This window comes from Roseiflexus sp. (assembly GCF_057785375.1).
Genome location: NZ_JBYNRX010000035.1, coordinates 128,318 through 143,039 on the forward strand (window position 1 = coordinate 128,318; position 14,722 = coordinate 143,039).

The window sequence follows — 14,722 nt, forward strand, 5'->3', positions numbered from 1 at the left end:
CGGGAGACGGCAGTGTTGCGACCATCCTCGTCTTCCGTGGTGCTGACGACGCGCCCGGCGTCGCTCGACGATCAGCAGACCGTCCTGCGTCTGATGGACGACGCCGATCGCTGGTTTATGACTGTCAGCGTCGATGAGGCGATAGGATTGCTTGCCGGTGCGCCAGCGCTGCTGCTGCTCGCCAACAGCAGACCGTGCGGCATGCTGATCGCCGATTGGGTGGGCGATGCCGTGACGTGGGTGCGTCTGCTGGTGTTGAGCGGCGGAGTGTCAACGGCGCCGGCGCTCAATACGTTGCTGCCGCCATTCCACGATATACTGCGTGCCAGAGGCGCTGCACGAGTCTATGTCGCCTGTCACGAACCTGCCGATGCATGGTTGACCCTGGCGCTGCGTCGTGCGGGATATGCCCACGATACCGATGTCATCGTCTACGAAAAGACGCGGATGAGCGTCCCGACGCAGGGCAACCCGGCGGTGCGGGTGCGTACAGCGACGATGGGCGACATACCGGCAATCCTGGGGGTGGATGCGCAGTGTTTCAGCGCCGAGTGGCGCAAGGACGACGTTCAGATCGGGATGGCGCTGCGCGAAACGCCCTGCTTTCTGGTTGTTGAGGATGATGCCGGCGTTATTGGATATGCCTTCGTGACCACGCACTTCGATAGGCGACTGGCGCATCTGGTGCGCATCGCCGTCCTGCCTGATCGTCAACGGCAGGGCATTGGGGCACGGTTGCTGTACGAGGTCATTGCCTATGCCACGGCGATTGGCGCTGAGACAATCACCCTGAACACACAGGCATACAACCGGGCTGCGCGGCGTTTGTACGAATGGTTTGGCTTCCGGCGCACCGGCGATCGACAGACTATTCTGCGGTGCGATCTCTAAAGCGCACGCATGCCTCGACGAAGCGGCGAAACAGCGTCTGCCAGCGCGGATCGGTCGTGCTCTGCAGCGCCTCGGGATGGCACTGCACCCCGATCAGAAAATGACCATTCGCGCTCTCGATGGCTTCAATCACGCCATCCGGCGCCCAACCGACAGCCATCAGTCCTGGGGCAACGGTTTTGATCGACTGGTGGTGCAGCGAGTTGATCGACAGCTCATCACTCCCCAGCATCCGGTGTAACCGTGAATCGGGCGCCAGGCGCAGCGTGTGCGCGAGATACGTCCAGTCCTGGCGGGCGTAGGAGTCGGAATGATTGAGTTTCGTCTCAAGTTGTGAGGGAATATCCTGGTAGAGCGTCCCGCCGAGCGCCACGTTGACCATCTGCGCACCGCGGCAGATGCCGAGAACCGGTTTCCCATCGGCGGCCGCCCAGCGCACCAGCGGAAGTTCGGTGCGGTCGCGCAGCACGTCGACGACGCCGAGTGCAGGCAGCGGCTGCTCGCCATAGTGTCGCGGTTCGATGTCACCGCCGCCGGCCAGCAACATGCCGTCGATCCGTTCGTACAATGCACGCAACGCGGCGTCATCATCGATGGAAGGGAGCAGGAATGGCGCGCCGCCAGCGGCGACCACAGCATCGATATAGGTTTTCCGATGCCCGATCGAGGGCGGGCACCAGTCGTGGTCGTAGAAGGTTCCACACGTAATGCCAACACACACCCGATTCATATGATGACCTTGCTCATGCCACCCATCGCCACAAAAAACGTGGACGGCATTATACCATGTTCGTACAACAAATAAGGAGCATCTATGTCGCCTCACCCATGGCGCACGCGCGCAAGCCGCGAAATCTACCGCAACAAATGGATGCGCCTGCGCGAAGACATTGCGGAATTGCCTGATGGTCGCACAACCATCTATGGGGTCGTGACGCCGGGCATTGGTCAGTGCGTCGGCATCCTGCCATTTCTGGCCGATGGACGGGTCGTGATGATTCGCCAATACCGCTACATCTACGGTGAAGGGCATCGCTGGGAAATGCCGACTGGCGGGATGTACGAAGGTGAAACGCCCGAAGAGGCTGCACAGCGCGAATTGCAGGAGGAGATCGGTTACCGTGCCGGACGCTTCGAATGGATCAGCACGTACTACACCTCTAAGAGCGTGGTGGAAGAAACTGCGCACCTGTTTCTTGGCTTCGATCTGACGCCATCGAGCCTGCCGCCGGATGATACCGAATTTCTCGAAATCGAACCCATGCGCTTTGATCGCGTCCTCGACATGGTGCTGCGCAGCGAGATTCGCGACAGTATGACGGTGACGGCGGTGCTGCTCGCCGCGCGCCATCTGGGACTGTAGCGCTCAAGAGCACACCCTTATGGATATGCGAGTACGTCCCGCACGTCCATAAGGGTGTGAAGCGCACACACCTCCCTGCTCCCTCACGTCACGACGCCAGGGTTCGAGTGGCATTGTTGCGGCATTGCATCGTGCTTTTCACCGCTTGGGTCGGCGCACGCGGAGACGCTGCCACGGCGGTGAGCGTGAGGAGAGCGTGTCTTGAAGGAATTACTCCTTCTTTTCGCCAGCGCCGGACATCCAGCTATCCATCATCTTGCGCTGCGCCTCGATGGCGCTGTTGACCGTCTCGCGCCAGGCGTCGAACGCTTTGCGCGTGCCTTCGTCCCAGTTCTGGGTCATCGCAGCGGCGTCAGCCTTCGCAACCGCGTCGAGCCAGTTGCTCCAGATCTCACTCTGCACGTGCGTCCAGCGCTGGGTGGTGTCGACGATCAGCGACGACATCTCCTCCATCTGCTTGCCCATCAGCGGCATGGCGGTCATACTTTCCGACCAGAACTTGACGAAATCGGCCTGAGCATTGAGTGAGCGCTGCATGACGTCTTTCCACGCCGATACCGCCTGCTTCCATTCCTCACTGGCGGGCTGTGCGCTCATTGCCGGCATCAGCGAACGCCAGTTCTCCCAAAGCGATTGCTGCGCCTTTGTCCAGGTCTGCAGCAGTTCCTGGGTCTGGGTGAGCCAGTCGTTGTTTGCCATGAACTTCTCCTTTTGTGTCAGCCTGTATGCTGGTACGCTTCGGTATGATACGATCCGTTCGAGTGCACCATCAGTATACACGCGCGAAGATTGCTCACAGTTACGCAATGTTCGCTTGAGATGGTATACTTACCGCAAATGAACGGGTTATAACCCTCAGAGGAGCATAGTTATGCCGTTCTGTCCTCAGTGTGGCGTCGATAATCCCGCAGGTGCGCGCTATTGCGATCAGTGCGGCGCGATGTTGATACCGGCGCCTGCCCGGCCGGCGCCGCCAACTGCTGCTCCTGCGTCGGCTGTTCCTGCTATTGGTCCTACCGTGTGCCCGCAGTGTGGTCACGCTGCAATTCCCGGAGAAGCGTTCTGTGACAATTGTGGCGCGCCGTTGAGCGCGCCGGCGCGCCCGGTTGCTCCGGTTCCCTCTCCATCGCAGAGCGCCGCGCCGCCGCAACCGGTCTATCCATCGCCGACGCCGGTGACAGCGCCGCCAACGATGCCCGTTGTTCCGCCGGTCACTGCGCCACCAACCGTGCCGGCAGCGCCGGCGGTGCCGCCATCCTATCAGGCGCCGGCGCCGCCCCCGGTCGCAGTGCCGTCTGCGCCGCCTGCTTCACCGATCACACCGGCGCCGGTCGGCGGGCGCACCTCACTGGCATCGTGCGCTCTGGTCGTTGTGGGAACCGGCGCCGTGCTGCCGTTGCCTGCCGCATCGCAGGCGCTCGTCGGGCGCAGCGATCCGGTAAGCAAGTTTTATCCCGATGTTGATCTCGGTCCCCATGGCGCGCTCGATCAGGGTGTCGGGCGGCGGCACGCGCGCATCTTCGTGCAGGGCGGGCAGGTGATGATCGAAGACCTCGATAGTGTGAACGGCACGCTGGTGAATGGGCAAAAAGTGCTCCCGCACCAGTCGCGTGCCCTGTCCGACGGTGATCAGATTACGCTGGGGCGCATGCTGCTGCGCTTTCAGGCATAACCATGCCGCTCGACCCGACATGTCCATCGTGCAGCGCGCCGCTGGGAAGCGACGGCATCTGCCCTGCGTGCGGCTCGCTGGCGCGCGGCTTTTTTCAGGGTCTCGACCTGGGCGCGCCGCAGGTGGCCGCCGCAGTGGCGCGCGGTCTTGATCTCTACCGTCTGCTCGGCGTTGACCAGCATACCGAAGCAATCACGATTGCGCGCCAGTATCGCCGGTTGCGCGCGCTCTTTCCTGATGATCCGTCGGCGCTGGCGCCAGAACCACGGCGCAAGTTCGAACTGTTTCAGGTTGCCGGGCGCATCCTGACCGACCCGACACTCCGGTCGATCTACAACGATCTGCGCGCATCCGCTGCCGCTGGCATTCAGAAAAGCGTTGCGCGCTGCGAGTCGTGCGGCGCCCCGCTGCGGGTCGATGAGCCGCGCTGCCAGTACTGCGGTTCACCGCGCCCGGTGGAACCGGCGCCGCCTGCAACGCCGCCTGATGCCGGACCACCTGTTGCAGAGCCGGTTGATTTGTACGCCCTGCTGGGACTCTCGCCAGTGCATCTGATGATCGACCCATCGTCGCCAGCGCGCGCGGTTCGTTCGTCGCCTTCGACGCTGGATGCGACAGAGATGGTGCGCGGATCGCAACCGCCGACGCCGGAAGAGGTCGATGCCGCTTCCTACGCCCTCCAGCGGCAGACGCTGCTTCGTCCCGGATTGTCTCCCGGCGAACGCGATGCACGGATGGAAGAACTGGAAATTGCCCGGCGCATCCTGCGCGATGAGCGGCTCCGCAGCCGCTACGACGCCTTCTGGCAGGCGTTGCGTCAGGGCCGGTTCGACCATGGCCATCTCGAAGGGTTGCGTGCATTGATTGACGAAGTGCACGCTGAAGAAACGACGACCTCCGGGGCAACGCTCTCAGCGGATGAAGCAGACGCGCTCCTCCATCAGAGTCAGGGGCTGCTCACAGCCGGGTTGCCGCGCGAGGCGCTCGAACCGCTGCGCCGGGTCTGTGCGGCGCAGCCGCAGTCGGCGGAGGCGCACGCGCTGTATGCCCGCGCAATCCTCGCGTCTGCCGACCCGCTCGATCTCGGCGGACACGCGCTGCGCCAGGCGCTGGCAGCCATTGAAACCGCAGCTCGCCTCGGCGCTCCGCTTCCCGATAGTGACGCGCTGCTTGCTCTGTGTCGCGGGTTGCTGGCGCGCGACGCGGGCAATGTGCGGCAGGCGGAGATCGAGTTATCGCTTGCGGCGCAGCAGAACCCGGCGCTGGCGCATGCATGGCGCGGACTGGCGGCGCTGGTATTGGGGCGCGGGGCGAACGGCGAAGCGATTGACCATTGCCGGCGGGCGCTAGCAATCGACCCGCGCGACGAACGCGCGTGGTTGATGCTGGCGGGCGCCTGCCTGCGCACCCGCCGTCGCGCCGAAGCCCGTGCGGCGGCGGAGCAGGTTGCCACGCTACGAGGCAATGGCGTGAGCGCCGACGATATTCTGGCGGAGATCGCAATCTGACAGTTGCGCAAACCTCATCCTGTGATATACTCGATAGCGGACTGCGGCAGTCTCTGCCGTCGCGTATGGCGCAATCTCCGCTTGTCGCCGTGTCGCGTCTCATCACGGCGCACAATGCCCGCTTGAAACATTTCGCGCAGAGAGGCGTAACATATTTGAGGAACGCTTTATCGATGTGCAACGCACCGCAGCGTTCGCAGCATCGCTGGTTTGTTCGTTACATGTCGGTCTATCGTTCGATCTTACAGCAATGAGGAGGAACCGACGATGATGGTTCAAGGCGTCTCAATCGGCGAAATGATCAATCAGAGTATGCAAGTGCTGACGAAGCCGGGCGTTGAAACGTTCGAGCGCTTCGAGCGGCATGGCGGCCAGCGCGAGGCGACGATCTACATTATGGTAGCGGCCGCGATCAGCGCGGCAGTTTCGCTGGTCTTCGGCCTGTTGAATGGTATCGTTGCGGCGCTGCTGGCTGGAGTTTTGGGTTTCATCCTGCCGATCGCAAGTTTCTACCTGTTTGTCTTCCTGGTCTACTTCATTGGGAAACAGCAGGGTGGAACCGGCACGCAGGACGAGGTGTTCTATACCATGGCGCTGTTCGTCGCGCCGATTCAGGCGGTGAGCGGCGCTGTAAGCGCGATTCCGATCATTGGTTGTTTGGCTGCGCCGTTAACGCTGGCGCTGGGCATTTACCAGATTTACCTGGGGTACCTGGGTGTGCGCTCGAGCATGAACCTGCAACAGAATCCGGCGATTATCACAATGGTGCTGGCGTTCATTGCGCAGTTCATCATCGTTGCGATCATCAGCGCAATATTTGCGGCTATCGCCGTCGCTCTGGGCGTGGCAAGCGGCAGCGTCAATTTCGGTCAGTAACGAAACACGTTTTGCACGGCATGCAAAAAGGAGCGCATCAGGCGCTCCTTTTTGCATGCCGCAACGCATCCGTGGACGTGGCTGGGACGTATAATTGGCAAGGCAAGAGGCGAGAGGCAAGGGATGAGAGGTAAGTAAGGTTGCAGGTGGAAAGTGGGAAAGTGGAAGGAGCGTCGCACGACCTTGCCAGTCGTTTCTCATTCGAATCCTTGCTGATTTCACCACAGAGGCGCAGAGATCGCAGAGATAAACATTCTTATTCGTTGACCCATTCGTTTATTGGCTGACCCATTCGTTCATTCGTTGACGCATTCGCTCATTCGTTGACCCGTTCGATCATTCGCTGACGCATTCGCTCATTCCCTATGTCCTGGAATATTCCCGCACATGGCGACGAACCGCTGATTATCCTTGATCGCGTGTCGAAGAGTTTCGAGGAAGCCGGGCGCGAGCGCGTCGTGTTGCACGACGTCAGCGCTTCGTTTGCGCGCGGCGAATTCGTGGTGCTCGTCGGCAAAAGCGGATCGGGCAAGAGCACGTTGCTGAACCTGGTGAGCGGCATTGACCTGCCGACATCGGGGGAAATCGTTGTTGCGGGCCAATCGCTGACTCGTCTGTCGGAAAGTGAGCGCACCCTGTTCCGGCGCAGGTCGGTCGGCTTCATCTTTCAGTTCTACAATCTCGTGCCAACGCTCACGGTGCTTGAAAATCTGCTGTTGCCGCTCGAACTGAATGGGCGGGCAACGGCGCGTGACCACAATGCCGCGCTCGACCTGCTGGCGCAGGTGGGTCTCGCTGACCGCCGGAATGCCTATCCCGACCGGCTTTCCGGCGGTGAGCAGCAGCGGGTTGCGGTGGCGCGCGCGTTGGTGCACGACCCGTTACTGGTGCTGGCTGATGAGCCAACCGGCAACCTCGACAGCGACACCAGCCAGCAAGTGCTCGATCTGCTCGACACCCTTACCCGTCGCGCTGGCAAAAACCTTCTCATGGTCACGCACAGCCCCGAAGTCGTCGGTCTGGCGGATCGCCTCTTTCGCATTGTTGAAGGGCGCCTGGTGGAGGAGGATGTACCAGTACGTTGAGTGGCTGAACATTGCAATAGCGCAATGTAGCGCCGTTGCACCGCACCGGCGCTACGTTGCCCGCACCGGCGCAACGGTGCACGGCACCGGCGCAGCGGTGCACGGCACCGGTGCAGTGTTGCATCGCACCGGCGCAGTGTTGCACCACCACAGCAAAGCATTGCACGTTGAACGTGGGAAGGTTGCATGTTGAACGTGCAAAGATGCTAACCTCTAACCCCTAACCTCTAACCCCTAACCTCTAACCCCTAACCCCTAATCCCTACCCCCCGACTACTCGCAACGGCAGCGGCGCCGGTCGGGGGTCGCTGATGGCGCCGTTGCGGATGAAGAAGGTTGCAACGGGCACTCCAGGAGCGCCAGGGCGCGCGGCTGATTTTACATAAACAATGTAGCGACCATCTTCTGCTTCTCCACGATGGGTCATCCAGGGTTCATGTGGGGATAACAGATCGACGCTGAAAACCAATTCATTGCTCTCTGACGGAACTGGCAGCATGCCTTCGAGCAAGTGGATCGGCCGGTCGTCGCGCGCGGCGGCGCCGCGTACATCAAGTACCAGCGCGCCCGCGCCGCCGATGCGCACGGTGACCGATAATCGTGATCCGTCAAAGCGACTATCAGCGCTCAGCGCAAGCGCGCCTTCCGGCGGCGGCGCGGGCGCGCGCGGCGCAGAAAATATGCGAATGCGCTGAATGGCAGTATCGCCTGGCGCGCCAGCGATTGGCACGGATTGATTGATCGCTAGCGGTGCAGCGACAGTGGCAGCGCCGGGCGAAATGGTGTAGGTCGCATTGCCGATGACGAGCGTCTGATCCGACAGACTGGCGACGTCCAGTTCGATGGACGCTTCGGTCAACGACGTTTCCAGCGGGATGAGCACGCCGGCGATGCGAATGCGCCGCTCTTCGAGCGTGACGGTGAGCGTCGAAGGATACGCCGGGTGGAACTGTCCGGCGACCGGTTGCGCCAGGTCGAGCGCAGCGATCAGGTGTGGATCGCGGGTATACAGCGCCAGACCGTTCGAACGCCAGCGCAACTCGCCGGCGCTGAACCCGGCAGCCACCGGATCCTCATCGGCGGCCAGCAACCCGTACTCGCAGACCTGACCCGGACGGAGCGGCTTCAGGTTCGGGTAGTAGCGCATGCGACCGCCGCCGTACAGAACCGCGCCCGCCTCTTCCCAGCGCCGGATCAGTCCAAGCGCCAGCACCCCCGGCGCGCGCTCGTCCGCCGATACAAACACCGACGCGCCCGCTGTCACCGAGGATGGCATGTCTGCTTCTGGCGTGATAGTGTAAATCAGGGCATCCCCAATTTCAGCGCGGCGACGCAGCAGCGGAGTCGTGTCAGCCCACGCCAGCAACGGCGCCAGTTTCCCGGCATCGTACTCGTTGCGATGGATGACCAGCGTATCGATGCCTGCCAGCGCCAGGTAGCGCAGGGTGTCATCGTCAGGCAGGCGCTGCACCCGGCGCAGCAGATCGGTTGTGCCGAACGGGATGATGCCGCTGTACCCGGTCGCAAGCGGCTTCCAGTGCTGCATCTGGTGGAACTGCCGGATGGTGATGCGTTCGAGTTCAGCGCCGCGCGGCGTCGGACCGACCGGCAACTCCAGGACTGCCTGGATATCCGATTGTGCGCCGAGCCAGGTATAGACCGGCGGCGGAGCAGGAGGCGTCGCCAGCGGTATGGGAATGGCTGCGTGCTCGATCAGCGCCGCGCCCCCGATGACAGCCAGAGCCGCGGATGTCAGCCATCTGCGTTGCCGGACCGGTGCGATCCGGTGTCCCAATCGAACGAGCGCAATGCCAGCGAGCAGCGCCAGCGCCAGATGTGCCAGCATAGCCCAGCGCGCCGGGACGCGCAATGCGCCAAAGCCAGGAATGCGTTCGTAGAGCAACGTGTATGGCAACGGGATCGGAAACGGTTCATCGCCGCGTTCCAGGCGGATGCCGGTTCCAAGCGACAACACGAATGCGCTGATTCCCAGCAGGACGAGAAAAACGATATCTCGTGCAAGAGGAATGCTATCCGGTACGGTGTTGCTGTTACCGGTTCGCCGCCAGATGGCAAGAGTCGCTCCCACTGCCGCCAACCCGATCGTCACGAAGCCGGGGAAGAGCGCAAATTCGCCGCCGCTGGCGGCAAACCAGCCGCCGCGACCGCCGTACAGCCAGTTGGTCGGGATGACGGCGGAATATGCCTGGAGCGGCGCCGACCAGTTGTCGAGTTCGCGGGGCGAGCGCACGACCCCCAGATACTCGTAAATGCGCAGATACGGGGGGGTGAGCGGTACGGTGATGAGCGCCGCCAGACCGCCGCCGAATGCCAGGCCGCCAATCCGCTGCCAGAGACCGGTGCGCACCGGTGAACGGATCGCTCCCCACAACCAGATCGCGGTATACAATCCGATCGCCAGCGCTGTAAAAGAGGCGTAGTAGAGCGCCGTCACGCATTGCATGCCCGCGAACAATCCGAAGAGCGCTGCATCGCGCCAGCGTCCGCCGCCGTCTTCAGGGGCGCGCAACAGCCGCCGAAGAAACAGCAATGCCAGCGGCAGCCACGCTGTCTGCAACAGTTGCAGGTGCACGAAATGCGTCATGCGGTATGTGCCGAATGCAAACACTGCACCCGCCGCGAATGCACCAGCTGTGCGTATCCACGCGTCGTGTGCGCCGGTGGACATTTCATACGCCAGCAGATAGACGGCCCACCCGGTCAGCGCATAACTTGCCAGCAGCAGCAGGTTGTATGCCAGCACCGGACCGCCAGTCGCAACAATCGGCAGCGTCAGGATCGCCAGCAACAGGTGATGATCACTGTACGCCAGCGTTTCCGGGTAGGGGAAGAAGATCGGCGCCTGCCAGACCGCAAACGGATCGGTGGTCATCGCATGCACGTTCCAGGCAAGCACCCAGGTTTGCAGCATGGGATCAAGACCGCCGCCGAGCGCAGTCGTCATCTGGGAAGCCAGAGGCCAGGTGAATACAACCGCAAGCAGCAGATACGCTAGCGGTGGAAGCAGGGGTGAGATGCGGCGATTCTTCCACATCACGATGTCCAACGTGAACCTGAACACTGCGTGGTGTGTGATGGAAAATAGATATACGCGGATTGAGACGGACTTACAGCCTATCCAGAACAGATCGCGGGACAGGCGAAGGCATTGCCTTCGCCTCCCCAGACGCACGTCACGTGGCGACTTTTCGGACAACGCTGACTTTAATCCTTTGCCTCCCTGCTATGAGTTCCGGTGTTGAGGCGTCTCGTTCACGGTGCGCGCCAGCGCCTCCATTCGTTCGACGAAGAGGTTGACAAACCGTTGTGTGTCAAAGTCGACGACTGCACGCACATTCGGCGCAGGACGGAATGCGCGTCGCCACTGCGGGGGCCATCGGGCAGTGTCGTATCCGGTCAGGTCGTGCGCATCCGGCTCGCGGGTTGCCGGACCGATATAACTGATGACGCTCTTGCCGGCGGTCAATTCGCTCGTGTACTCGACCGCCACGTGCATTGGCTCGGTACGCGCCAGATCGGGCATGAACGCCAGCGCCAGCACCGCCGGATCGTTGATCGAGCACCCGGCGAACCCGAATGTCGCCAGGTGAAACTCGATATAAAAACGGGTAGCGTCGGCAATGAAGCGCGTGATCGGCGATGGAATGCGACTCAGACGGTCAATATCCGCCTGCGTGAGAATGATATGCTGAGAGATGTCCCATGGCAGCAGCGTAATCGGCATGCCGCTTTCGAGGACGATATGCGCTGCGTGCGGGTCGACATAAAAATTGAACTCCGCCAGCGAGGTGGTGTTGCCATCGGCGCGTAGCGCGCCTCCCATAATGATGACCTCGCGCACAGCGTTGATGATGCGCGGCTCTTTGCGCAGTGCAACGGCAATATTCGTCAGCGGCGCAACCGCCGCCAGAGTCACCTCGCCAGGATGTTCCAGGATTTCGCGGATGATCAGATCAACGCCGTGCTCGTGGCTCACAGGTGCAGATGACTCAGGCAGGCGGGCAAAGCCGATGCCGGTTTCGCCGTGGGTTTCGGGAGCAGTGTAGAGTGGACGAATGAGTGGCAACGCGATGCCGCCGGATGCCGGGATGTCAGAGCGACCGGCGAGCGCCAGGACGTTGCGCGCATTGCGCACACCGTCGGCGAGCGGGCAGTTGCCGCTGGTTACTGTCACGCCTGCGAGTTCGATTTCGGGGGAAGCAACCGCCAGCAGAATGGCCAGGGAGTCATCGATGCCGGGATCGGTGTCGAGAATGACGCGCGTGGTCATACTATCGTCTTTCGTTCAAGGCTGGATCGGGAAATCTATTATACCATGCGCTGCCGTCATTGCGAGGCGCGCCAGCGCTGCTGGGGCAGTCTTGATGGGTCAGGAACCACCGCACTGCGCCTGCCGCTTGGCGCTGCGTCGTCCCTGGCAGACGCGCGCGCGGACGTGAACGCCCGCGCTGCGCGCACGAAGCCCCGCGTCAGCAGGGCTGGGTCAGGGCATGCGTCCCCACCGGGGCGCGGGCGCGGCGGCGCCCTTCGTGCGCTCAGCCCGACGGTTCAGCCCTTCGACCCTTCGACAAGCTCAGGGCTCAGGGCGCCGCGTCGGGCGGCGCGGCGGGCTGCTATCTGACCATGCATGCTCGGACCCTTGTGAATGGGGTGCAGGCATGATGGGTCAGGAAACGACGCTACGGCTGCCAGCGATTGAAATCGTCCCTGAAGGACCTGCGGCCGACCGTCCGCCTGCGTGGACGGGGACGGAGGCGTCCACTCGCGGTGAGCGTGCCGAACCGCGCAGGTGGACGCCCGGCGGAACGCCTGCCCGGCGCATCCTCTGCAACGTGATATGCCGGTAATGCATAGTGCGCGGGGGATGGGGGGCATCGCCAGCCCAGGCGCATCGCGGCGAGGATGCTCGTTCGCACCGTTCATGCCCGGACCTGGCGTGCTATAATGGCGCGAGAGACATGTGTCGATCTTAAGGATTGCAGTGTGCGCGCCTATCTCGATATCGAAACCGCATTTGATGGCGCGATCAGCGTGATCGGCATCTACCGCGCGGATTTCGGCGCTATTCAGTTGATCGGCGGCGGCGTGCGAGATACTGCGTTGTACGATGCGCTGGAAGGTGTGAACACGCTTGTAACCTTCAACGGCTCTTCCTTTGATCTGCCGGTGATCCACAAGCGCCTCTTTGTCGATCTCAGGCGTGATTTCGATCACTGCGATCTGATGCATATCTGCCGCAGGCGCGGCTTGCGCGGCGGTCTCAAGATTGTGGAGGAACGCCTGGGCATCTGCCGTATCACTCATGGTCTCAATGGACGGGATGCGCTGTACCTGTGGGATCGCTACGAAAAGCAGGGCGATCGATCAGCGCTGCGCACCCTGCTGACTTATAACTATGAGGATGTCATCAATCTGGCGATTCTCGATGAACGTCTTGGTCTGGCGCCGCCTGGCGATCTGTGCCGGGTTGTGCGCCATGTCTTCGTCTGATGCGTTATGCAGAAGAAAATCCTGAATCATCGTTACGAACTCGAGCAGAAGATCGGTGAAGGCGGCATGGCGCGCGTCTACCTCGGTCGTGATCTGCGCCTCAATCGGCGGGTGGCCATCAAGACGCTGCACGAACACCATGCTGCCGATGTCACGTTTCTTCAGCGGTTCCATCACGAAGCGCAGGCTGCCGCCGGTCTCCGCCATCCGTGCATCGTCAATGTGTACGACGTCGGGCAGGACGGCGACATCCACTATATTGTGATGGAGTACGTCGAGGGCAGCGACCTGAAGAGTCTGATCCTGCGCAACGGTCCGCTACCGATCGATCATGCTGTTGCAATTGCCGAAGATGTCGCCGAGGGATTGGAAGCGGCGCACCGGATGGGCATGGTCCACCGCGATGTCAAGCCGCAGAATATTCTGGTCAGCCCTTCCGGTGAAGTGAAAATTACCGATTTTGGCATTGCCAAAAGTTCGCTCTCGACGGCGTTGACCGAAACCGGTGTGACGTTTGGAACGGCGGATTACCTTTCGCCGGAACAGGCGCGCGGGTTTTCTGCAACGCCGCGCTCCGACATCTATGCGCTCGGGGTGACGCTGTACGAAATGCTGACCGGTCGCCTGCCGTTCACCGGCGAAAATGCGGTTGCTGTGGCGATGCAGCACGTCAGCGCCGAACCGCCGCCGCCACGCATGTTCAATGCACAGATTCCGCCGCGCCTGGAGGAATTGGTGCTTGCCGCGCTGAGCAAGAACCCTGACGAACGCCCCGCGTCGGCGCGCGAGTTCGCCCAGATGCTGCGCGCCTACCGCACGGCAAGCCAGGAAGCGACGATTGTGCGCCCGGCAATGCCCCGTCCGCTGCAACCGCGATCGGCGCCGGGTCCTGTGGCGGCTGTGCCGGCCGGGAATGTTTCCGGTCGCACGTCGTTGCCGCTGCCGCGCTCGCCGGTGGTGACACAGGCGCCGCCGACAAGCGGCGGTCGCGATCTTGGCGTCTTTCTGCTCGGCATGATGTTCATCGGCCTGATCCTTGGCGTGGTCTATCTGGCTGCCACTGGCACATTCGATAACCTGTTCCATTTCAGCGGCGGAACCCGCCCGCCGCCGGTCGTTCTTCCCGAACCGACCGTTGAGCCGACAGCGACCCCTGAGCCGCAGATGGCGGCTGTTCCGAATGTCGTCGGCCTGGATGAGCGCTCAGCGATTGCGGCCATCGAAGGCGCTGGTCTGCTGCCGTATGCGGAACTGCCCCGCGCCTCCGATGTCGTCTCAGCCGGATTGGTGTTCGACCAGTTTCCCCCGGCGACGACGGTCGTGACCGCCTCAACCGTTGTCACCTATGTGGTCAGCACCGGTCCTGAGACGATCCCGTTACCTGATGTTGTCACCATGCGCGGCGTCGATGCCGAGTTTCAGTTGCACAGCCTGGGGTTCCAGGTGCAGGTCGTCAGCGCGCCGGATCGCCTCAGCGCCGGGTTCGTCTTCCGCACCGAACCGGCAGCAGGTACGCCATTGCGCCGCGGCGACCCGGTGACGATCTTCGTCAGCATTGGCGACAAGGTGCGCATGCCGGATATCACCGGGTTGCCAGAGGAGGAAGCGATTCGCCGGATTGTCGCCGCCGGGCTGACCTGGTCGTATTCGGATTACCAGGGGTGCGACAAACTCGGCGATCTGTGCGACCGGTACGCTCCTGGCGTGGTCGTCAGCTCCATCCCGCGCGGCGGTGAACTGGTTGATCGCGGGTCGCCGGTGACGTTGGGGGTGCGCGCTCCATGACTCGATTGTGATCAAATCGTCATCATATTGC

General features: G+C 62.2%; 13 protein-coding genes. 9 read left to right on the top strand and 4 right to left on the bottom strand.

Annotation, left to right across the window (positions count from 1 at the left end):
* Window positions 1–12: 12 nt before the first annotated feature.
* Complete coding sequence (locus tag AC3EA7_RS06270; protein WP_488613179.1) at window positions 13–891, top strand: GNAT family N-acetyltransferase; 879 nt, start codon at window positions 13–15, stop codon at window positions 889–891.
* On the opposite strand, the gene AC3EA7_RS06275 is transcribed toward AC3EA7_RS06270, so the two are convergent.
* Complete coding sequence (locus AC3EA7_RS06275) at window positions 869–1,621, bottom strand: gamma-glutamyl-gamma-aminobutyrate hydrolase family protein (RefSeq protein ID WP_488613180.1); 753 nt, start codon at window positions 1,619–1,621, stop codon at window positions 869–871. The two genes, AC3EA7_RS06270 and AC3EA7_RS06275, sit on opposite strands and share 23 nt — an antisense overlap.
* An 84-nt stretch (window positions 1,622–1,705) precedes the next feature.
* On the opposite strand from AC3EA7_RS06275, the gene AC3EA7_RS06280 reads away from it, so the two are divergent.
* Window positions 1,706–2,254, top strand: coding sequence for an NUDIX domain-containing protein (locus AC3EA7_RS06280; RefSeq protein ID WP_488613181.1), 549 nt, complete (start codon window positions 1,706–1,708; stop codon window positions 2,252–2,254).
* 210 nt (window positions 2,255–2,464) lie between these two features.
* On the opposite strand, the gene AC3EA7_RS06285 is transcribed toward AC3EA7_RS06280, so the two are convergent.
* Window positions 2,465–2,953, bottom strand: coding sequence for a hypothetical protein (locus tag AC3EA7_RS06285; RefSeq protein WP_488613182.1), 489 nt, complete (start codon window positions 2,951–2,953; stop codon window positions 2,465–2,467).
* Window positions 2,954–3,125: 172 nt separating this feature from the next.
* On the opposite strand from AC3EA7_RS06285, the gene AC3EA7_RS06290 reads away from it, so the two are divergent.
* The 5 genes from AC3EA7_RS06290 (at window position 3,126) to AC3EA7_RS06310 (ending at window position 7,588) form a co-directional block, all read left to right on the top strand.
* The gene (locus AC3EA7_RS06290; protein ID WP_488613183.1) at window positions 3,126–3,926 is read left to right on the top strand and encodes a double zinc ribbon and FHA domain-containing protein; all 801 of its coding nucleotides are present in this window, start codon (window positions 3,126–3,128) and stop codon (window positions 3,924–3,926) included.
* A 2-nt stretch (window positions 3,927–3,928) separates the two neighbouring features.
* A complete protein-coding gene (locus AC3EA7_RS06295) occupies window positions 3,929–5,434 on the top strand; it encodes a DnaJ domain-containing protein (protein WP_488613184.1) in 1,506 nt (501 codons plus the stop codon).
* A 267-nt stretch (window positions 5,435–5,701) separates the two neighbouring features.
* Window positions 5,702–6,310 carry a Yip1 family protein gene (locus AC3EA7_RS06300; protein ID WP_488613185.1) on the top strand — a complete coding sequence of 203 codons (609 nt, stop codon included), beginning with the start codon at window positions 5,702–5,704 and terminating at the stop codon, window positions 6,308–6,310.
* Window positions 6,311–6,675: 365 nt separating this feature from the next.
* Entirely contained in the window at window positions 6,676–7,395 is a 720-nt protein-coding gene (locus AC3EA7_RS06305) for an ABC transporter ATP-binding protein (RefSeq protein ID WP_488613186.1), read from the top strand.
* Complete coding sequence (locus AC3EA7_RS06310) at window positions 7,379–7,588, top strand: hypothetical protein (RefSeq protein WP_488613187.1); 210 nt, start codon at window positions 7,379–7,381, stop codon at window positions 7,586–7,588. Before AC3EA7_RS06305 ends, AC3EA7_RS06310 begins: the two co-directional genes overlap by 17 nt.
* 69 nt (window positions 7,589–7,657) lie before the next feature.
* Here the strand turns inward: AC3EA7_RS06310 and AC3EA7_RS06315 are convergent, their stop codons facing one another.
* Complete coding sequence (locus AC3EA7_RS06315) at window positions 7,658–10,453, bottom strand: hypothetical protein (protein ID WP_488613228.1); 2,796 nt, start codon at window positions 10,451–10,453, stop codon at window positions 7,658–7,660.
* Between the two features lie 186 nt (window positions 10,454–10,639).
* Window positions 10,640–11,686, bottom strand: coding sequence for a nucleoside hydrolase (locus tag AC3EA7_RS06320; protein ID WP_488613188.1), 1,047 nt, complete (start codon window positions 11,684–11,686; stop codon window positions 10,640–10,642).
* A gap of 713 nt (window positions 11,687–12,399) precedes the next feature.
* Between AC3EA7_RS06320 and AC3EA7_RS06325 the strand changes: the two genes are divergently transcribed.
* Both AC3EA7_RS06325 and pknB read left to right on the top strand, forming a co-directional pair.
* Window positions 12,400–12,906 (top strand): ribonuclease H-like domain-containing protein, encoded by a 507-nt coding sequence (locus AC3EA7_RS06325; protein WP_488613189.1) that lies wholly within the window; start codon window positions 12,400–12,402, stop codon window positions 12,904–12,906.
* Between the two features lie 6 nt (window positions 12,907–12,912).
* A complete protein-coding gene (gene pknB / locus AC3EA7_RS06330) occupies window positions 12,913–14,691 on the top strand; it encodes a Stk1 family PASTA domain-containing Ser/Thr kinase (RefSeq protein WP_488613190.1) in 1,779 nt (592 codons plus the stop codon).
* The last annotated feature ends 31 nt before the right edge of the window (window positions 14,692–14,722 follow it).

What these genes read in the sequence shown, in the direction of transcription:
- AC3EA7_RS06275 (WP_488613180.1), bottom strand. Translation starts at nt 1,621, where the DNA reads ATGAATCGGGTGTGTGTTGGCATTACGTGTGGAACCTTCTACGACCAC.
- AC3EA7_RS06280 (WP_488613181.1), top strand. Translation starts at nt 1,706, where the DNA reads ATGTCGCCTCACCCATGGCGCACGCGCGCAAGCCGCGAAATCTACCGC.
- AC3EA7_RS06285 (WP_488613182.1), bottom strand. Translation starts at nt 2,953, where the DNA reads ATGGCAAACAACGACTGGCTCACCCAGACCCAGGAACTGCTGCAGACC.
- AC3EA7_RS06290 (WP_488613183.1), top strand. Translation starts at nt 3,126, where the DNA reads ATGCCGTTCTGTCCTCAGTGTGGCGTCGATAATCCCGCAGGTGCGCGC.
- AC3EA7_RS06295 (WP_488613184.1), top strand. Translation starts at nt 3,929, where the DNA reads ATGCCGCTCGACCCGACATGTCCATCGTGCAGCGCGCCGCTGGGAAGC.
- AC3EA7_RS06300 (WP_488613185.1), top strand. Translation starts at nt 5,702, where the DNA reads ATGATGGTTCAAGGCGTCTCAATCGGCGAAATGATCAATCAGAGTATG.
- AC3EA7_RS06305 (WP_488613186.1), top strand. Translation starts at nt 6,676, where the DNA reads ATGTCCTGGAATATTCCCGCACATGGCGACGAACCGCTGATTATCCTT.
- AC3EA7_RS06310 (WP_488613187.1), top strand. Translation starts at nt 7,379, where the DNA reads ATGTACCAGTACGTTGAGTGGCTGAACATTGCAATAGCGCAATGTAGC.
- AC3EA7_RS06320 (WP_488613188.1), bottom strand. Translation starts at nt 11,686, where the DNA reads ATGACCACGCGCGTCATTCTCGACACCGATCCCGGCATCGATGACTCC.
- pknB (WP_488613190.1), top strand. Translation starts at nt 12,913, where the DNA reads ATGCAGAAGAAAATCCTGAATCATCGTTACGAACTCGAGCAGAAGATC.